16 protein-coding genes are annotated in these 18,588 nt (G+C 53.0%); 7 read left to right on the top strand and 9 right to left on the bottom strand.

All coding sequences use genetic code 11. From position 1 onward, the window contains the following. Positions 1–26: 26 nt before the first annotated feature. Both SC127_RS21305 and SC127_RS21300 read right to left on the bottom strand, forming a co-directional pair. A complete protein-coding gene (locus SC127_RS21305; RefSeq protein ID WP_243077966.1) occupies positions 27–857 on the bottom strand; it encodes an MBL fold metallo-hydrolase in 831 nt (276 codons plus the stop codon). 49 nt (positions 858–906) lie between these two features. Next, the gene (locus tag SC127_RS21300; RefSeq protein WP_215846842.1) at positions 907–1,785 is read right to left on the bottom strand and encodes a manganese catalase family protein; all 879 of its coding nucleotides are present in this window, start codon (positions 1,783–1,785) and stop codon (positions 907–909) included. A 609-nt stretch (positions 1,786–2,394) separates the two neighbouring features. Here SC127_RS21300 and SC127_RS21295 point away from each other — a divergent pair. The 6 genes from SC127_RS21295 (at position 2,395) to SC127_RS21270 (ending at position 8,774) form a co-directional block, all read left to right on the top strand. Then, positions 2,395–3,549, top strand: coding sequence for a mandelate racemase family protein (locus SC127_RS21295; protein ID WP_243077967.1), 1,155 nt, complete (start codon positions 2,395–2,397; stop codon positions 3,547–3,549). A gap of 162 nt (positions 3,550–3,711) precedes the next feature. Further along, the gene (locus tag SC127_RS21290; RefSeq protein ID WP_370661499.1) at positions 3,712–5,238 is read left to right on the top strand and encodes an ABC transporter substrate-binding protein; all 1,527 of its coding nucleotides are present in this window, start codon (positions 3,712–3,714) and stop codon (positions 5,236–5,238) included. Then, positions 5,235–6,260 (top strand): ABC transporter permease, encoded by a 1,026-nt coding sequence (locus SC127_RS21285; protein ID WP_215846844.1) that lies wholly within the window; start codon positions 5,235–5,237, stop codon positions 6,258–6,260. The genes SC127_RS21290 and SC127_RS21285 overlap by 4 nt, the downstream gene beginning before the upstream one ends. Continuing rightward, positions 6,257–7,162 (top strand): ABC transporter permease, encoded by a 906-nt coding sequence (locus SC127_RS21280; protein WP_243077969.1) that lies wholly within the window; start codon positions 6,257–6,259, stop codon positions 7,160–7,162. The genes SC127_RS21285 and SC127_RS21280 overlap by 4 nt, the downstream gene beginning before the upstream one ends. Then, a complete protein-coding gene (locus SC127_RS21275) occupies positions 7,134–8,000 on the top strand; it encodes an ABC transporter ATP-binding protein (RefSeq protein WP_243077970.1) in 867 nt (288 codons plus the stop codon). Before SC127_RS21280 ends, SC127_RS21275 begins: the two co-directional genes overlap by 29 nt. A gap of 9 nt (positions 8,001–8,009) precedes the next feature. Continuing rightward, the gene (locus tag SC127_RS21270; RefSeq protein WP_332627940.1) at positions 8,010–8,774 is read left to right on the top strand and encodes an ABC transporter ATP-binding protein; all 765 of its coding nucleotides are present in this window, start codon (positions 8,010–8,012) and stop codon (positions 8,772–8,774) included. A gap of 43 nt (positions 8,775–8,817) precedes the next feature. Here the strand turns inward: SC127_RS21270 and SC127_RS21265 are convergent, their stop codons facing one another. Next, positions 8,818–9,456, bottom strand: coding sequence for an RpiB/LacA/LacB family sugar-phosphate isomerase (locus SC127_RS21265; protein WP_215846847.1), 639 nt, complete (start codon positions 9,454–9,456; stop codon positions 8,818–8,820). 138 nt (positions 9,457–9,594) lie between these two features. On the opposite strand from SC127_RS21265, the gene SC127_RS21260 reads away from it, so the two are divergent. Next, positions 9,595–9,930 carry a cupin domain-containing protein gene (locus SC127_RS21260; protein WP_215846848.1) on the top strand — a complete coding sequence of 112 codons (336 nt, stop codon included), beginning with the start codon at positions 9,595–9,597 and terminating at the stop codon, positions 9,928–9,930. An 87-nt stretch (positions 9,931–10,017) separates the two neighbouring features. Here the strand turns inward: SC127_RS21260 and SC127_RS21255 are convergent, their stop codons facing one another. The 6 genes from SC127_RS21255 to SC127_RS21230 form a co-directional block, all read right to left on the bottom strand. After that, positions 10,018–13,122, bottom strand: a complete 3,105-nt coding sequence (locus SC127_RS21255) for an efflux RND transporter permease subunit (RefSeq protein ID WP_332627938.1) — start codon at positions 13,120–13,122, stop codon at positions 10,018–10,020. A 904-nt stretch (positions 13,123–14,026) separates the two neighbouring features. Continuing rightward, complete coding sequence (locus SC127_RS21250; RefSeq protein WP_332627936.1) at positions 14,027–14,527, bottom strand: protein disulfide oxidoreductase; 501 nt, start codon at positions 14,525–14,527, stop codon at positions 14,027–14,029. Continuing rightward, positions 14,524–15,246 (bottom strand): DsbA family protein, encoded by a 723-nt coding sequence (locus tag SC127_RS21245; protein WP_332627934.1) that lies wholly within the window; start codon positions 15,244–15,246, stop codon positions 14,524–14,526. The genes SC127_RS21250 and SC127_RS21245 overlap by 4 nt, the downstream gene beginning before the upstream one ends. Beyond that, positions 15,246–17,246 (bottom strand): protein-disulfide reductase DsbD family protein, encoded by a 2,001-nt coding sequence (locus SC127_RS21240; RefSeq protein ID WP_332627933.1) that lies wholly within the window; start codon positions 17,244–17,246, stop codon positions 15,246–15,248. Before SC127_RS21240 ends, SC127_RS21245 begins: the two co-directional genes overlap by 1 nt. Before the next feature lie 45 nt (positions 17,247–17,291). Next, positions 17,292–17,645 (bottom strand): hypothetical protein, encoded by a 354-nt coding sequence (locus SC127_RS21235; RefSeq protein ID WP_332627931.1) that lies wholly within the window; start codon positions 17,643–17,645, stop codon positions 17,292–17,294. 91 nt (positions 17,646–17,736) lie between these two features. After that, positions 17,737–18,531 carry an SDR family NAD(P)-dependent oxidoreductase gene (locus tag SC127_RS21230; protein ID WP_243077978.1) on the bottom strand — a complete coding sequence of 265 codons (795 nt, stop codon included), beginning with the start codon at positions 18,529–18,531 and terminating at the stop codon, positions 17,737–17,739. Positions 18,532–18,588: the final 57 nt, after the last annotated feature.

The raw sequence follows: 18,588 nt of genomic DNA, 5'->3' as shown, positions 1-18,588 counted from the left end.
CGATGAAAATGATTTTAGGAATACTATTAGCGCCGTGAAGTGAAGGCCTGAAGCTCGCGTGCATCGTGGCTGCAAAACATCGTGACCTCATCATTGTGCTGCAACGACAGTTCACGTAATCGTTGTTGGTTAGTACGCCATGCTTGTGTATCGCTGCGCATCATCCACTGATAGAAGCGCAAACCGGGCGTGCAATGGCGCGTTTCCTGGTGCATTTCGCCGCGATAAAACCAGGCGTCGCCACCATGCAACATCCAGCCTTTTCCATGACGGATCGCGACGCCAGCGTGCCCTAATGTGTGTCCCGGCAGCGGCACCAGCAGAATGTCATCGCTTAACTCATCAATGGCCCTGACGGCGTCAAAACCGAACCAGCGCTCGCCCCCATCAGGATAACCACGCCAGCCATCGTGGCTGCCCCACTGCTGAGGCCGATAGCGCTGACGTCGTAACCAGCTTTGTTGCCCGGTTGCCGTTTGCAGTTCTCGCTGTAACAGATGCACACGCGCTTGTGGAAAATCGGTGATGCCGCCAGCATGATCAAAATCCAGATGCGTCAGAATGATGTGGCGAACATCGTCGGGCTTGAACCCTAAATTCACCACCTGCTGCCAGGCGCTGAGTTGCTTATCGTAACGGATGTTGTTCATGGCGCGGAAAAAGCCCGAAAGGCGATCGGCGGGACGTTGGATATCCTGTAATCCCATGCCGGTATCCACTAAAACCAAGCCGTGTGCATCGGTCTCCAGCAACAGGCAATGACACACTAAATGGGCGAAAGGTGATGCACTGAAACCATCGTACAACGCGCCACCGACTGGACACATACATCCACAGTTCAGATGATGAATGCGCATGACTTCTCCTTTTTTTCAGCGTGCCTGCGTAAACAGGCACGTCTCCCAATCACTGCTGCTCTTTTGGTATGCCTTTGCCCAGATCGGTTCCGGTTAAAGGATTGATGGTGGGATCGGATTGGGTGCGGATGGCCATATTTTCAACATGCGTATTTTGTTTATCAGACAAGGTCACTTTGGATAAACCATCACCACCGTCTACTGCAGGTTGCGGATCGGCTACATAATCGAAATTCTCATCTGAATTCCAGCTACCGCGAATATCGCCCCCTTCAGACATGTTGTAATACGTGTGCGCGTACTGCTCGATTGGCGGTAATTTTCCTGGCGGGAAATTATCACGGATTGCATAGAGCGCTTTTTCAAACGAGATCTGGTGCGCCACTTCGCGCGTCATCAAAAAGCCCAACGCATCTTTTACGCCGGGATCATCGGTTACGTTGATCAGACGTTCGTAAATGATTTTAGCGCGCGCTTCAGCGGCGATATTGGATCGTAGATCGGCGGTAACTTCGCCAATGGTATCGATATAGGCTGCTGTCCAGGGCACACCGGCGGAGTTGGTTAACGCCGGGCCGCCACCGTAAAGTAACGCGGTGGTGTGGCTGCCGTTGCCGCCGTTAGTGAGTGAACGATAAAGTTCGGCTTCCTCTTCCACACCTTCAGCCAGATCGCCTTTAGCACCTTTGTTGAGCATGCCAACCAGACTACCGATAATTTCCAGATGGCTTAACTCTTCGGTAGCGATATCCAGCAGCATATCTTTACGACCCGGATCTTCATCGCCCAGCCCTTGGGTAAAATAACGGCATGCTGCCGCCAGTTCCCCTTGAGGCCCACCAAATTGTTCTAACAGTAAGTTAGCCAGCCCCGGATTTGGACCAGCAACGCGAACGGTATATTGCATTTGTTTAACATGACGAAACATTGCGCTCTCCAGATAAAGTCAATCAATCTCGCTAAAAGGCTTATCTGCATTTAAGGCGCTTTTCACTGCACCTCAGGATAAACCCGCTAATTATGTGACTATTAATTTATTGAAGAGAAACAGATAACCCGCAAGCCAACTTTAGAAAGCGAGGCGTGGAATGTTTATATTTTACGAAAATAACTTATTGATTTTTATATTAATAATATATTTTATTAAAATTTATTATTTATTTAATCCTATTAAAATTTCCGCCCATAAATACGCAGCGGTAAAAGTGATCAGCTTCTTAAATAGCACTTTAAATAATGAAAGGAAAAACAGAGATTATTAACGCTTCGCTAACAGGCGTTAATTTTTGAATTAACTGGGGAAAATACGCTGAAAAGTATCACTGCCCAATCTGCTTAAACCCTATCTCTGCGTGCCCTGGCTCACAAAACGCCGCGCTTTCGTGAATGTGTTCACAACGCCTTAGGCAACTGCACACATATTAGTCAGCAATGTTCTTGTTTTGGCTAATGCGTTAATAAAATGTGAAGGCTAGATTATAAAAATGAAACGGCGTTTTATTTATTACGCCAAACGATCAGCTACAGGAGCTTAACCGTGAAGATCAGCGCAATCGATGTCACCCTTTTTACTTATCCTACTCAGCGCCGCTCAGACAGCGCCGGCCACTCTCATCCCGGCCCCGAAACAGATGCGCAAATGGCGTTATTAACGATCACCAGTGATGAAGGGGATTGCGGCTATGCCTTTGCACCTGCCGAAGTGGTGCGTTCACATGTGGTGAATGCCTTTTTTCGCAAAGTGCTGATTGGGCAAAACGCCTTTGACCGCGAACGTTTGTGGCAAGATCTGGTGCACTGGCAACGCGGAAGTGCACATCAGCTCACCGAACGCGCGCTTTCTGCCGTTGAACAAGCGATGTGGGATTTAATTGGTCGCAAACTGCAGCAGCCGGTGCACAAATTGCTGGGCGGCTATCGCGAGAAGATTCCCGCCTACGGCAGCACCATGTGTGGTGATGAACTGGAGGGGGGATTATCAACCCCTGATGAATATGCACGCTTTGCTGAAAAGCTGGTACAGCGCGGCTACAAAGCGATCAAGCTCCACACATGGATGCCGCCCGTTTCGTTTGCGCCCAGCACGGCCATGGATATTAAAGCCTGTGCGGCGGTACGCGAAGCGGTAGGACCCGATATTGCGCTGATGCTGGACGGTTATCACTGGTACAGCCGCAGCGAAGCGCTGACCATCGGCAGAGCCTTAGAAAAATTAAATTTCAGCTGGTTTGAAGAGCCGATGGAAGAAGAGAGCATGGCCTCTTACGCCTGGCTGGCTGAAAACCTGTCGATTGATGTGCTGGGACCGGAAAGCCTCGGCGGTAAACATCACAGCCGTGCTGATTGGGTGCGAGCAGGCGCCTGCGACATTTTGCGTGCGGGTGCCAATGGCGTAGGGGGAATCTCAGCGACCATGAAAGTTGCCAGCCTCGCAGAAGCCTTTGGTATGGATTGCGAAGTCCATGGCAATGGCGCAGCCAGCATTGCGGTGGTCGGCGCGATCCGCAATTGCCGCTGGTATGAACGCGGCCTGTTACACCCTTTCCTTGATTACGAACAGCCTCCTGCCTATCTCAACAGCCTGGTCGATCCGATGGATGACCAGGGTTTTGTGCATTTGCCAACCCGCGCTGGATTAGGAGAAGACATTAACTTTAGCTGGATAGAAACCCATACGCTCGAACGCTGGTAAATCGCCATAACCAAGTACGGCAAACAATAATAACCTCTGACCTGCTGGACTGACATTATGAAACTCTACAACCGCTGCGGCGCGTGGCTTGTCACGCTGCTGCTGCTGGCGGGCAGCGCGTCGTTACAGGCGAAAACGCCTGACGATCAGCTGATCGTTGGCATGAACATGAATAACTTGCTCACGCTGGATCCCGCCGCCATGACCGGTAATGAAGTGGTGGGTATTGTGGTGAATCTGTATGACGGCTTGGTTGAACTCGATCCTAAACAACTGACCAACGTGCGCCCTGCACTGGCGGAACGCTGGGAGATCAGCCCGGATAACAAGCAGCTCACCTTCCACCTTCGTGACGGTGTCACCTTTCATTCCGGCAATGCGTTGAGCAGTGACGATGTGATTTGGTCAATGCGTCGTGTGCTGCACCTGAATCTGGCGCAAGCATCGGTGTGGAAATCTTATGGTTTCACGAAAGAAAATGTGGATCAGATGATCACCGCACCCGATGCACGCACCGTGGTGATGACCCTGCCGAAACCCAATGATCCCAAGCTGGTGATCTATTCGCTGGCGGCGTTGGGCAGCATGGTGGTGCTGGACAGCAAAACGGTGAAATCGCATGAAGTGAAAGGCGATTGGGGCAACCGCTGGTTAACCACCAACGAAGCGGGTTCAGGTCCCTTCCGCCTTGATGTCTGGCAGGCCAAAGATGTGCTGCGCATGAGCCGAGCAGATCATTACTGGCGCGGCGAGGCAAAAATGTCACGCGTGGTATTTCGCCATTTACAAGAGTCACAAACTCTGCGTTTGATGATGCAAAAAGGCGATCTGGATATTGCCAGCAACATGGCGATTCCCGACGTACGCGCCCTGCGTAACGATCCCGACCTGGCTATCGACGCGGTACAGAAAGGCACTATTTACTATCTGGCGATGAGCATGAAGGATGACCACTTCGCGGATGTCAAAGTGCGTGAAGCGGTACGGTATCTGGTAGATTATCAGGGAATTAATAAAAGCTTGATGACCGGATATGGCGTGCTGCATCAGCGCCCGATTCAGGCAAATATGCCTGCCACCCTGCCCGATCCTGGCTACAAACTGGATGTTGCACGCGCCAAAGCGTTGCTGGCTGAAGCGGGTTATCCCAATGGATTTGACACTACGCTGCGCGTATTAGCTGACCAACCCTTTCTGAACATCGCTATCGCGATACAGTCCACGCTGCTGCAAGGCGGCATCCGCGCCAAAATTGTCACTGGCACCGGTAATCAGATCTACGGCGCAATGCGCGATCGCCAGTTTAACTTGCTGGTGGGCCGTGGCGGCAGCGGCGTTGAACCTCATCCTCACTCCAGCCTGCGTTCGCTGGTCTATAACCCAAACAATGCCGATAGCGCACGCCTGACCAATTTTCAGGGCTGGCGCACCGGTTTCTACGATGCCCAACTCAATAGCATGATTGATCAGGCGCTGGTCGAGCGCGACAGCACCAAACAGCAGCAAGAATATTTCGCGATTCAACGCCGATATGACCAACTGGTGCCGGCCTTGATGCCGATATCACAAATGGTGGATTCGGTGGTGGTCAATAACCGTGTGCAGGATTATCAGCCGCATCCATCGGCCACCACTTTCCTGCGCGACGTATGGAAAACACCGGATACCTTAGCGGGAGGCCGCCCATGACGCTGACTCAAAACCAGGTTCGCCGCATCAGCAAACGTGGCGTACAGGTGCTTATTACGCTGTTTGGCCTGCTGCTGCTGACTTTTTTCATTGGCCGCGTGATGCCGCTGGATCCCGTATTAGCGATTGTTGGACCCGACGCTGACAACGCCACTTATCAGCAGGTTTATCAGCAACTCGGCTTCGACAAACCTTTGTGGGTGCAGTTCGGTATCTACCTTAACGCGCTGTTGCATGGCGATTTAGGTCATGCGCTGCTTACCGGCCAACCGGTGGTCAACGATATCCTGCGGGTGTTTCCCGCCACCGTTGAACTGGCCACGTTGGCGATTGTTATTGGCGCCGGATTAGGTGTGCCGTTGGGTGTGCTGGCAGCGGCTCGACGCAACAGCGTGATCGATTACGTCGTACGTGTGATCAGCCTGGCGGGTTATTCCACGCCGATTTTCTGGGTGGGAATGATTGGTTTGCTGCTGTTCTATGCGCATCTGGGTTGGGTGGGCGGCGCGGGTCGGGTTGATTTCAGTCTTGACGGCATTGTGCCGCGCCGTACCGGTTTCATGCTGATAGATGCGCTTATAGCGGGCAACAGCCAGGTGTTTTGGAATGCGCTCAATCATTTGGTGTTACCCGCTTCGCTGCTGGGTTTTCATTCGCTGGCCTACATCAGCCGCATGACGCGCAGCTTTATGCTCGCGCAACTGTCGCAAGAGTTCATTCTTACTGCCCGCGTCAAAGGATTAACGGAATGGCAGGTGATCTGGCAGCACGCCTTCCGCAACATTCTGGTTCAGCTGCTCACGGTGGTCGCCCTCGCCTACGGTTCCCTGCTGGAAGGTGCGGTATTAATTGAAACGGTGTTTTCATGGCCCGGTTTTGGTTCTTACCTGACCGGCAGTTTAATGCTAGGCGACATGAATGCGGTGATGGGCTGCGTGCTGGTGGTCGGCCTGATTTTTGTGATGCTTAACCTGCTCTCTGACCTGCTTTATCAGGTATTTGATCCGAGGACCAAAGTATGACGATCTCCTACGACACGCCTCATGTCAGCGCGACGCGGGAAAAGCTGGCGCGCTGCCAACGCTTTGCTGCGCGTACCGCTCATTTTCTCTGGCGCATGGCCTGCAATCCGCTGACGGCGATTGGCGGCGGCATTGTTCTGGTGCTGTGCATTGTGGCGCTGTTCGCACCCTGGATTGCGCCTTATCACCCGCTGATTCAGGATTTAAATAATGCGTTAACGCCGCCCAGCGCCGAGCATTGGTTCGGCACCGACGAATTTGGTCGCGACATCTTTAGCCGGTTAGTTTGGGGGGCACGCATCACGCTCTACATCGTGTTGCTGGTGTCGATTACTGTTGGCCCGCTCGGGCTGCTGCTGGGCGTGACGGCTGGCTACTTTGGCGGCAAGGTCGACAGCGTGCTGATGCGCGTGACCGACATTTTTATCTCTTTTCCCAGTCTGGTATTGGCGCTGGCGTTCGTGGCGGCGCTAGGTCCCGGCCTGGAACATGTGGTCATTGCGATTACGCTGACAGCCTGGCCACCCATTGCACGTCTGGCACGCGCTGAAACGCTGTCGCTGCGTCAGGCTGACTTTATCTCTGCGGTGCGGCTACAAGGTGCTTCTCCGCTGCGCGTGCTGTGGAAACACATCGTGCCGCTGTGTCTGCCCTCGGTGATTATCCGCATCACCATGAACATGGCGGGTATCATTCTGACTGCTGCTGGGCTGGGTTTCCTCGGCCTTGGCGCACAGCCACCCGATCCTGAATGGGGCGCGATGATCGCCAGCGGCCGCACCTACATGTTGGAATGTTGGTGGGTAGTGACCGTTCCGGGTTTAGCGATTCTGATTAACAGCCTGGCGTTTAACTTTTTAGGAGATGGCCTACGTGACCTGCTCGATCCCCGCAGTGAGTAACGCTTCGCCGTTGCTCGACGTGCGTGATTTGCACGTTAACTTTGTCAACGGACGCCAGACCACCGCCGCAGTGCGGGGCGTCTCCTTTCAACTTGGACAAGAAAAGCTGGCGATTGTGGGTGAATCGGGTTCCGGCAAATCCACCGTGGGCCGTGCGCTGCTGCAACTGCACCCCGCGAAAGCCCGTATTGAAGCCAGCCGCATGCAATTCGGCGATATCGACCTGCTGCGCGCCAGCCCGGCACAAATGCGTGCCGTACGTGGTAAACGCATCTCGATGATCATGCAGGACCCAAAATATTCGCTTAATCCGGTGATCCGCGTCGGCGATCAGATCGCTGAAGCCTGGCGCAGCCATCATCGCGGACAACATGCCGCCGCCCGTCAGCGGGCGCTGGAGATGTTGGAGGTGGTGCGCATCCGCGATCCTGAGCGTGTTTACCAACTCTATCCGCACGAAATCTCTGGCGGGCAAGGCCAGCGCGTGATGATTGCCATGATGCTGATTACCGAGCCTGAACTGGTGATTGCCGATGAACCGACTTCAGCGCTGGACGTATCGGTGCGATTGCAGGTATTGGCGCTGCTTGACGACTTGGTAAAAGCACGTGGTTTAGGACTGATTTTTATCAGTCACGATATCAATCTGGTGCGCAGCTTCTGCGATCGCGTCCTGGTGATGTACGCCGGACGGGTGGTGGAATCGCTGGCCGCCAGCGAACTGGATCAAGCGCAACATCCTTACACCCAAGGTTTACTCGCCGCTTTGCCAGATATCGATCATCGCCGTGCGCGCCTGCCGGTGTTACAACGTCACGTTAGCTGGATGAACGGGTAAGGAGTCAAGATGATTACTGTTAACAATCTCAACCTGAGCTTTGGCGAAGATGGCGCGCGTAATCAGGTGCTGTACGACGTTAATCTCAGTGTGAAAGAGGGTGAGATTTTTGGTCTGGTGGGTGAATCGGGTTCTGGGAAAACCACCGTGCTGAAATGTCTGGCGGGCCTGTTTAATCACTGGCAAGGCGAACTGGCGATTAACGCAAAGCCTCTTGATCATCGAATCGATCACACGCGCTGCCGCCTGGTGCAGATGGTGTTTCAGGATCCTTACGGCTCGCTGCATCCGCGTCATACTATTGGCGATATTTTGGAAGAGCCCTTGCAGATTCACGGCATCGGGCAGCGGCAACAGCGGGTGATCAGCATGTTGGAGAAAGTGGGATTGAACCGCGCTTTTCAGACGCGTTATCCGCACCAGCTTTCTGGCGGTCAGCGTCAGCGCGTGGCCATTGCCCGCGCTCTGATTCTTGAGCCGCGCGTGCTGCTGCTGGATGAGCCAACCTCCGCGCTGGATGTCTCGGTGCAGGCAGAAATCCTCAACCTGCTCAGCGACCTGCAACAGCAAGGTAATCTGACCTATTTAATGGTGACGCATGATTTAGGCGTGGTGGCGCATATCTGCCATCGCGTGGCGGTGATGCAGCATGGCAAGGTGCTGGAAACGCTGGATGTTGACACGCTGGTTGCCGATCGGGCGACCATGCCCTACACGCGGATGCTGGTGGACGCGAGTCGTCATTACAATCCGGCGCTGGCGGAACAGGAATAAAAAAAACGGGCGGCCAGAGCCGCCCTTTCACTTCGTCGCTAATTTACTGCGTCAGCTGGCGTACAAAGCTGATGATTTCCTGATTTTGTCCGTGCTCGAACAGGCAATGTTGGAAACGTGGGCCGCTCACTGCGGTGCGCACCAGTTCAGGATCGATAGCGCGCAGCGTATCCAGATAGTTCTCTTTAATCACTGCCGCTTTAACCTGATTCAGCAAGCCAGCGTTACGCACCTGTGGCTCTTTACGCTCAGGTGGATAGCCCAGCCCTTTTTCGCCGGTAAAGGCTTTCTCAAAGATAAAGCGCAGGTTAAGTTCCGCACCCCAGCCAAAGCCTTTGGCAAACGGCAGCGACAGCGCATTACCGTTGTTAATTTGCGCAAAAAGATAGGCGTCCGCAGGATCGATACAGTAGCCACAGACCACACCCGGATGAATATTCAGCGACATCAGTGCGCCTTGTCCGGTACCGCAACCCGCTACCACAAAATCCACCGCCTGGCTGTTAAGCAGCACGCTGGCTTGAATGCCGAGGTGAATGTAGGTCAGATGATGATCTTGCTCGTCGCTCATCCCGACGTTAAAAACCTGATGGCCCAATGGCTGAGCAACGCCTTCCAGTTCTTTCACTACGGTGGCGTTTTTAGCCGCCTGGCTATTTTCCATCATTAACGCAATTTTCATGATCTACCCTTAGCATTTAATTGAAACACCGTTTCATTTTAATAAAAAAACGCTAAAGTGCATGGGTTAAATCACCCCATCGCTGTGAGTGCTGTCACAAAACGACCACCGCATGCCCGACCAACATCAGGAGTTCACATGTTTATCTATAAACAAGACCGCCCGCTTGAAGATTTAGGCAATGGCGTTATGCGTCGCCTTTTGGCTCACGGCGGCGGCATGATGGCTGTTGAAGTAATCTTTGAAAAGGATGCGGTTGGTCCTTTACACCATCATCCACATGAGCAGTTAACGTATGTGTTAAGCGGACGTTTCGCCTTTACGATTGGGGGTGTCACGCAGGAAGTCGCTGCGGGCGATACTTTGTATAAAGCACCCAACGTGGTGCACGGCTGTGTCTGTCTGGAAGCGGGAACGCTGCTGGACACCTTCACGCCGCAGCGCGAAGATTTTTTGACCGCCAATACGCAGTAAATCGCGCTTTTGCTGTTTAATCATCTGACTGTTTGCCGCAGCACCTTAAGCCTGCACATGCTCGTACAGGCTTGAGGTTTCAGCGATTTATTTAGCGGATCCATGCCGGGTGAGATAGCGTTTAACCAAGACAAAAAACAGCGGGACGAAGAACAGCGCCAGTACTGTACCGGCTAACGTCCCGCCGATAATCCCGGTGCCTATCGCAATGCGGCTGTTTGCGCCCGCACCTGTCGCAATCGCAAGCGGCACCACACCGGCAATAAAGGCCAGCGAGGTCATCATGATCGGGCGCAGACGCGTTCGGGCAGCCTGTAGCGCGGCTGAACTCAGTGAGCGTCCTTGCCGTACAGCATCTTCTGCGAACTCAATAATCAATATCGCGTTCTTCGAGGTCAGCCCAACCGTGGTTAACAAAGCGACCTGGAAGTAGATGTCGTTGCTTAATCCGCGTAGCGCCACGGCTATCACCGTGCCAAGCACACCCAGCGGCACGGCAAGTAACACAGAAAACGGCACAGACCAGCTCTCATACAGCGCCGCTAAGCAGAGAAACACCACCAAAATGGAGATGGCATACAGCGCGGTCGATTGCCCCCCCGCCTGCTTTTCCTGCAATGAGAGTCCACTCCATGCCCCGGTTGTTCCCGCAGGCAGCGCGTTAGCCAGTCGCTCCATGGTCGCCATCGCATCTCCCGAGCTGTATCCCTCAGCATTTTGGCCCTGAATTTCAAACGCGGCAGAACCGTTATAGCGGTTCAGGCTTTCCGGTCCCATAGTCCAGCGCGTTGACGCAAAAGCAGAGAAAGGCGTCATGCCGCCTTCGCTGTTGCGGATAAACCATTTGTCCAGATCGTTAGGCGCCGATCGATACTGTCCATCACCTTGAATGTAAACGCGTTTGACGCGACCACGATCGATAAAATCATTGATATATGCGCCGCCCCACGCGCTGGTTAACGTATCGGTGATGTCATCCAGCTGCAGACCCAGCGCCACCGCTTTGTTGGTATCAATATCGATTTGCAGCTGTGGCATTTGCGGCAGAATATTTGCCCGCACCGCAGAGAGTGCCGGGCTTTGGGTGGCCTGTTGCAACAACTGATCGCGCAGGTTTTCCAGTTCGCTGCGCGTGGTACCGCCGCTGGCGAGCAGTTCATAGGTAAAGCCGTTGTTCTGTCCCAAACCTGGCACGGACGGTGGCGTCAGCGCGAAGATTTGCGCGTCACGGATTGAGGAAAGCGCATAGGTAGCGCGCCCGGCTATCGCCTCCGCTGAGTTTTCACGTCCCTCACGCTGATCCCAGTTTTTAAGCTTGATAAATGCCATACCGGCGTTTTGCGCCGCGCCGCTGAAGTTAAAGCCGTTGATAGTGAATACCACATCGATATTCTCTTTTTCTTGGGTGAGAAACCAGTCAACAATCTGCTTATTAACCGCTTCCGTTCGGCTGGCTGTTGCCCCGGCTGGCAGCGTTGCCTGTAGCATGATGCTGCCCTGATCTTCTGTCGGCAGAAAACTGCCCGGAAGGCGGGTAAACATAAAAAACAACACCAACCCCATCGCGCTGTACAGCGAGATCATGATCAGCGGCCGACGCAGCGTGCTCACGACTTTATGGCGATATTTACGCTCGGTTGCCGCATAAAAGCGGTTAAAACCACCAAAAAATCCTTTTTGATGCGGCTTGCCAGGTTTAAGCAACATGCCGCACAACGCTGGTGTTAACGTCAATGCCACCAGCACGGAAAAAGTCATTGCGGCGATAATAGTGACAGAAAATTGGCGATAAATTACGCCTGTTGAACCGGCGAAAAAAGCCATGGGCAGAAACACCGCCGATAGCACCAGCGCGATAGCAATCAATGCGCCGGAGATCTCTTTCATCGATTTTTCTGTTGCTTCTCTGGCTGGCAAACCTTCGTCATGCATGATGCGTTCGACGTTTTCGACCACCACAATGGCATCATCTACCAGCAAGCCGATGGCCAGTACCATGGCAAACAGCGTCAACGTGTTGATGGTATAACCGCACAGCGCCAACACGCCGAACGTCCCCAATAACACCACGGGCACCGCCAACGCAGGAATAATGGTTGCGCGAATATTTTGCAAAAACAGGTACATGACGACGACGACCAGCACGATAGCTTCAATCAGCGTAATCACCACATCCTCTACGGAAATTTTAATGAAGTCGGTACTGTCCAGCGCGTATGCCACTTCATACCCGGCAGGCATGGAATGTCGATACTCTTCGACTTTCTGCTTAACCAGCGTGGCGGTATCGAGTGCATTCGCGCCCGGTGCCAGCATCACACCGATACCCGCAGCCGGATGTCCGTTGAGACGCGTGGTCATATCGTAAGTTTCACCGCCCAACTCAACGCGAGCTACATCGCCGACACGAACAATCGCACCATTTCTGTCACTTTTTACGATGATATGTCGAAACTGTTCAGGCGTTTGAAGACGCGACTGCGCCCTGACGGTTGCTGTAAGTTGTTGATTATCTGGAGAGGGAAGCCCACCGATCTTCCCGGCAGAGACCTGAATATTCTGCGCGCGAATGGCCGTGGAAACATCCGAGGGTTGCAGTGAATAGGCATTGAGTTTGAAAGGATCAAGCCAGATTCGCATGGCATATTGCCCGCCAAACACCTGAATATCCCCCACGCCTTCTGTCCTTGCCAACGGCTCCTGCATGTTGCTGACCAGCCAATCCCCAATGTCGGTGCTGTTGCTTTTCCCGGTGGTGTCATACAGCCCCATCACCAGCAAAAAGTTTGACTGCGATTTCGTTACGGTCACGCCCAGTTGCTGGACTTCGCTGGGTAATCGAGTCAGTGCCTGCTGCACCTTATTTTGCACCTGAACCTGCGCAGTGTCTGGATCGGTTCCTTGGCTGAACGTGACAGTCACCGAAACGTTGCCCTGTGAACTGCTGCTGGAAGTGAAGTAAAGCAAATTATCCAGCCCGGTCAGCTGCTGCTCAATGACTTGGGTAACGCTGTTTTCTAGCGTCTCGGCCGATGCACCGGTATAGGTTGCGCTGATGTTGACCGCAGGCGGTGCGACGTCAGGGTATTGTTCTACGGGCAACAGGGTAATGGAAAGCGCGCCGAGCAGCATAATCAAGATAGCTATCACCCAGGCAAACACTGGGCGATAAATAAAAAAGCGGGAAAACATTCAGTGGGCCTCTTCCTTTTTATCAGGCGGAAACGATACCTACACTCCTGCAGGCTGATTAAGGCTATAGCATTATGAAATTAGCGCGGCATTGTTTACGATTCATTACTGAACAGAAAGGCGCTATGCCTGGCGTATCGTGGAATGACGCTGGCTTTGGAAATGTTTTCAAGGAGTTGTTAAGAGAAAAAAGCAGTATAGACCGTAGAAATGATAAAAGCCCTGACTGTGATAGCCAGGGCTTTTAGGGTACTACTTTTTCAACATTTAACATTAATTAACTTAATAGAGACTTACTACTTTCAATACTGCTTTATGAACAAGTTTTCACAGATAATAATGGCTCCTCAGAATCAAACGTCATTATTATTAACGGTTTTAAACCACCTGATAGGCTTTTTTAGAGGCAAAGTCATGTCAGGCCCGGCTAAACTTGCACACCCCATCGCGATATATACTTTTTGATGCGTTGCCTTACTTTCATTACGGCTTTATGAATCAACAAACCCACCCTGCCGTAACGTAAATAACTTAAAAAACATGGCCTTACATCATCGCGATTTACTACAACTTCAGGAACTTCTCAACGTACTCTTACAGTATAGCCCACATCAAACTTTCTGGGCTTGATGTAACGGAAATATATTTTTCTCTCTCCGTTGAGTTCTAATTTACCGCTTTTTTTAACAGTGTCAACACTGTTTTTAAAGACATGTTTATATGTTCAGTGTCAAAAATTTAATACTTTAAACGCGCTATGTTGCTGTTATTCAACGACGAGAACATGCGTCCTGCGCCAGCCACTTTTTGTCATATATACACGATGAACGTTTAAGGGGCTGGCACTATTTTTGGACTATTCGACTAAAAACAGGCCGTTGCCGCATACAAATAACGTATTGATTTAAAAATGAGCTAACCACAATCGGAATTCAAGCCCCCAGCGACTGGTCCAGCCGCTGGTGCTGCTGGTCACTTTGCCTTTATGCAGCACGATAAAAGTCGGCGTTGCCGCAATATCCCAATGTTGCGTCAGCTCCCCTTTTTCATCATTAATGCCCGGCCCGTTAAGCCCCTTCTTACTCATCCACTGCTGCACGCGAGCGTTATCACCTGAACGCAGCGCCACATTTAACACCGTCTCACCGTTGGCGATCATCTTTGCAATGCTGGGGGTGGTCAGTTTGCAAATACCGCACCAACTGGCCCAGACGTAAATCAGCAGTGGCTGCGATTCGCTGAGTTCCGCCAAAGAAAGCGGATTCCCCTGCATATCTTTCACTACCAACGTGGCTAAATCATCCGGTAAAGCCGGTGCGCGCAAGCGATCAACGCCCCACAGAGCAACGGCAGCAATCAACAATAACCAGACGCCTTCTCGCAGCCAACGCTTGAATCGCATCATTTAGCCGCCTTAAGTGCCGCCTTCACCGCCGTTTCTAGCTGCTCGTAGGGTACCGCCCCGCTGATCATGTGATCGCCTACCAGCGTGGCGGGTGTGCCTTGTACACCCAACTGCTGCGCTAAGGTCAGATTCGTGTTGATGGTATCCAGGCTCGTTTTGCTCGGCTCCTGCAAGGTAATGCCCGTTTTTTTCAGTGCGGCTTTAATGCTGGCTTCATCGTGATTGCCTTTTTTCGCCATTAATCGCTCATGCAGCGTCAGGAAGTTTTTCGGCTGCTGCTCCCATACTGTCAGCGCCAGTCGTGCTGAACTGAGTGAGGTTTCGGAGCGATACGGCAGCGGTTTGAAGATCACCGCCACTTGCGGATATTTTTTCATGACGCGCTCAATATCTGCTTCAAATTTTTTACAAAAAACGCAGTTGTAATCGGTGAAATAAACCAGCGTCAACGCGGCTTTCTCAGGCCCCACACGCGGCGAACCGGCGTCGTTATAAATCAGGTCATGATTTTTCACGATCATCTGCTTCACACTATCCTGTTGAGCATGCGCGGCCTGCTTATCAAAAGCATCGGCAGCTTCAGCCAGAATCGCTGGATTCTGCACCAGTGTTTCACGGATCAGTTCTTTGATGCGGGCTTCTTGTTCCGGGGTAAAGGGCGCAGCGGCAAAAGCTGAGGCCGTGCTCAACATCAACGTCAGTAACAGGGACTTTTTCATTATTCTTCCTTGGCATTTTTTAACGTAGAGATCACCGCATCCCGCGAAAGCAACGGCGATAAAATGTGGCCTTGCGGTAATGCCGGGCCATAAATTTGATTAAACGGCACTGCGACACTGCCGCGACGTTGCAGGAATTGCCCGATCAGTGGATCGGCATGCGTCCAGTCGCCGCGCAGCAGCACGATATCTTCGGCACTCAACGCGTCGCGCACCTCGGCATCTGACAGCACGCGCGATTTGTTCACTTTGCAGGTAATGCACCAGTCGGCCGTAACGTCGATAAATACCCGCTGGTGATTGGCCTGCGCAGCGGCAATCGCCTCTTCACTTAATGGTTGCCAGTTGAGTGCATCGCGTTCAGACGGAACGCGGGTGATTAACAGCCAGGCCGCCGCCAGCGTCACAGTGAAAAACAGCGCAATCGCCTTGTGCAGCGCCCCACACTTAATGAGCCAGCCGACCAGCAGTAGCATCAACCCAGCGGCTGTTAGCATTACCGCGTTGCGCCCCCAGTGGCCCATCAACAAGCTGAGCAGCCAGAAGCAAGCCATCAACATCATCAATGCCAGTACACTGCGCAGATGCACCATCCAACGTCCCGGACGCGGCAAACATCGCGCCACGCCGGGCAACGCCGCCACCGCCAGCCAAGGCAAACTCATGCCAACGCCGAGAAAGAAAAACAGCAGCCAGAGCTGTGGCAACGGCGCGGTCAAGGCGTAGGCCAGCGCGGTGCCCAGAAAAGGTGCGCTGCACGGCGTTGCCAGCAAAGTGGCAAACGCGCCTTGGGTAAAATGCCCCAGCAAGCCGTTGTTACCGTGCGTCGCCAGACGGGTATTCAGCGAGGATGGCAGCCGTAAATGCAGCAGATCAAACAGGCTTGCGCTGAATAAAAAAGTGACCAACACCATGAAAATCAAGAAGCCAGGGCTTTGGAATTGAATGCCCCAACCCAGCGCCTGACCACTTAATCGCAGCCCGGTCATTAGCAGCGCCAGCAGTAAAAACGAGGCGATAATACCGGCGCTGGAAGCCAGAAATTGCTTCCGCGTCTGAGCGCGGCTCAGCGACTGCTGCTGCACCAGCCCGCTGAGCTTGATCGCTAACACCGGCAACACACAGGGCATGAGATTGAGGATCAATCCACCCAACAGCGCCATCAAGGCGATCACTAAAAAGTGGGTGCTGTCCGACGACAACAGCGCGTGTTGGCCCAGTATCGTTTCGCTCTGCTGAGCAATCCCGCCGTCGGCAATCACCAGTGACACGGTTTCACCGACCAACTCCGGCGCGTTATCGCCCCACTCATCGCTGACCGGTACTCGTGCCTCCAACACCGTGCCATCAACATTGATGATCGGTTTACCCATCATTGCGCCGGCAGGATTATCAAAAAACAGTTCAGGCTGTTGCCATCCTACCTGGCGCTCGGCACGGATTTGCACTTCATTTGCGACGTAATGGGCTTGCAGCTTGTCGGTCAATCCCGATGACACGGGAACCTGGCCCATCGCGCGGGCATAGTCAGTGGCAAACGCTCTCTGAGCGGGCTGCGTGAGATCCAGCGAAAAAGCGTAGTCAGTGAGGATACAGACGTTGGAACAGGTAGATAACGTGAGCGTCCCCGCCAGGCGGTTGCCTTGCAGATTACTGATGGCTAGCGGCAAACTGACATCGCCGTGATAACCCTGGGTGGTCAGTCCTGAGACATCAAAGCGGGCGGGTGTTGGCCAATACCAGCGGCTTTGAAGGGTGGATTGCTTCCAGCGAATGGTTGGCGCAACACCGCCTTCGCCTGGCGTACGCCAGTAAGTTTTCCAGCCCGGTTGCAGCCGAATATCCAGTAGCACCTGTTGCGTATTGTTGTGTGGCGCGCTGCGCAGCCGTACTTCTGCATGCGAGTTCTGCGCATCACGCAGCCAGCCACTGTCTGCCGCATGCACCGCTGGCAAACTCACCGCCAGCAGCAGTAGCAAGCTTCTGATAAAAATAGTCATGATGTTCTCCGAAAAAAGTGAATTAACGCGGGATAAGCGCGCGTATCACAGTCGGAAAACGCAGAAAGTCAGATGTCGCCGTCGAGGCGCTAGCGGAGAAGAAAGTGTAAGTGCACTGCGCAAAATCGGCAGCGTAATAGCGTGGGACATTACCCACAGCATCAGTAAAACAGGCAAGGCGAGATCGAGTAGCGGCGTATGACCAGGCAAAGATTTTGCACTGAGCGCGCAACGGCTTTCGCCCACCAGGCTTTCATTCGTTTGCGAAGCGGAGAGAGTTGGCTGAGCAGGTACAGGTGGATTCACCACGCGCTGCACCGTTCTTTCAATTACGCAAAGCGCCAGCAGCAGGCAAGCCACCACTAAAATCCATTTTGCGCGCTGTTGCGAAATCTTCATGATCGGGTCCAAAAGAAAAGTGTGCTTATGGTATGCATTCTGACCCTAAGCACAACCCGTCGCTGTGTAAAATTTTGTCGAGTTAACGTCATCAGACGATATCGTCAACCACTCCCCCATCTACGCGGAGTGCTGCACCCGAGGTCGCCGATGACAAAGGTGAACAGACATAAACCACCATGTTTGCCACCTCTTCTACCGAGGCAGCGCGCTGAATGACCGAGCTAGGCCGTTGCGCCATGACAAACTCTTTCGCCAGCGTTTCGAGTGATTTACCGGTGCGTTTTATTTCATCTTCCATCATGCTGGCGAAGCCGTCTGACAGCGTTGGTCCCGGTAAAACGCTGTTCACGGTGACGCCCGATCCCGCCACAAATTTAGCCAAACCGCGCGCCAGCGCAAGCTGCGCGGTTTTGCTCACTCCGTAATGCACCATGTCTGCTGGAATATTACGTGCTGATTCAGAAGAGATAAACACCACGCGGCCCCAGCCTTTTTCGACCATGTGAGGCAATAAAGCACGCGATAAACGCACGCCAGACATGACGTTGGTTTGCCAGTATTGTTCCCAAAGCGCGTCATCGATGTCATAGAAATCTTTTTGCCCGTAAATGCCCGCGTTATTGACCAAAATATCGATCTCCGGCAAGCCTTTCAGAAGCGTGTCCACGCCTTGCGCGCTGCCGAGATCGGCAATGGCACTGTGAATTTTCACGCCCGGCACGGCGGCATTCAGCTTCTGCTGCGCGTGAGCGAGGGTGGCTTCGCTGCGTCCGTTGAGCACGATTTCTGCGCCGCATTCAGCTAACCCTTGTGCAATAGCAAAACCAATGCCGCCCGTTGACGCTGTCACCAGGGCGACTTTTCCGCTGAGATCTATTTTCATGCTGCACTCCTGTAAGTGGCTAAAGAATCGATTTTCTTGGTAAGAGCCTGGCTGAAA

The organism is Pantoea sp. T14 (assembly GCF_036663535.1).
Lineage (GTDB): Bacteria > Pseudomonadota > Gammaproteobacteria > Enterobacterales > Enterobacteriaceae > Pantoea > Pantoea phytostimulans.
Note: the sequence above shows the minus strand (reverse complement) of the source record. Positions and strands in the feature narration are given on the sequence as shown.

Excerpts from the sequence above, each read along its gene's own strand:
- SC127_RS21265 (WP_215846847.1), bottom strand. The coding sequence starts at position 9,456 with ATGAAAATTGCGTTAATGATGGAAAATAGCCAGGCGGCTAAAAACGCC.
- SC127_RS21280 (WP_243077969.1), top strand. The coding sequence starts at position 6,257 with ATGACGATCTCCTACGACACGCCTCATGTCAGCGCGACGCGGGAAAAG.
- SC127_RS21235 (WP_332627931.1), bottom strand. The coding sequence starts at position 17,645 with ATGAAGATTTCGCAACAGCGCGCAAAATGGATTTTAGTGGTGGCTTGC.
- SC127_RS21230 (WP_243077978.1), bottom strand. The coding sequence starts at position 18,531 with ATGAAAATAGATCTCAGCGGAAAAGTCGCCCTGGTGACAGCGTCAACG.
- SC127_RS21245 (WP_332627934.1), bottom strand. The coding sequence starts at position 15,246 with ATGAAAAAGTCCCTGTTACTGACGTTGATGTTGAGCACGGCCTCAGCT.
- SC127_RS21240 (WP_332627933.1), bottom strand. The coding sequence starts at position 17,246 with ATGACTATTTTTATCAGAAGCTTGCTACTGCTGCTGGCGGTGAGTTTG.
- SC127_RS21290 (WP_370661499.1), top strand. The coding sequence starts at position 3,712 with ATGAACATGAATAACTTGCTCACGCTGGATCCCGCCGCCATGACCGGT.
- SC127_RS21250 (WP_332627936.1), bottom strand. The coding sequence starts at position 14,527 with ATGATGCGATTCAAGCGTTGGCTGCGAGAAGGCGTCTGGTTATTGTTG.
- SC127_RS21270 (WP_332627940.1), top strand. The coding sequence starts at position 8,010 with ATGATTACTGTTAACAATCTCAACCTGAGCTTTGGCGAAGATGGCGCG.
- SC127_RS21285 (WP_215846844.1), top strand. The coding sequence starts at position 5,235 with ATGACGCTGACTCAAAACCAGGTTCGCCGCATCAGCAAACGTGGCGTA.
- SC127_RS21260 (WP_215846848.1), top strand. The coding sequence starts at position 9,595 with ATGTTTATCTATAAACAAGACCGCCCGCTTGAAGATTTAGGCAATGGC.
- SC127_RS21305 (WP_243077966.1), bottom strand. The coding sequence starts at position 857 with ATGCGCATTCATCATCTGAACTGTGGATGTATGTGTCCAGTCGGTGGC.
- SC127_RS21255 (WP_332627938.1), bottom strand. The coding sequence starts at position 13,122 with ATGTTTTCCCGCTTTTTTATTTATCGCCCAGTGTTTGCCTGGGTGATA.
- SC127_RS21300 (WP_215846842.1), bottom strand. The coding sequence starts at position 1,785 with ATGTTTCGTCATGTTAAACAAATGCAATATACCGTTCGCGTTGCTGGT.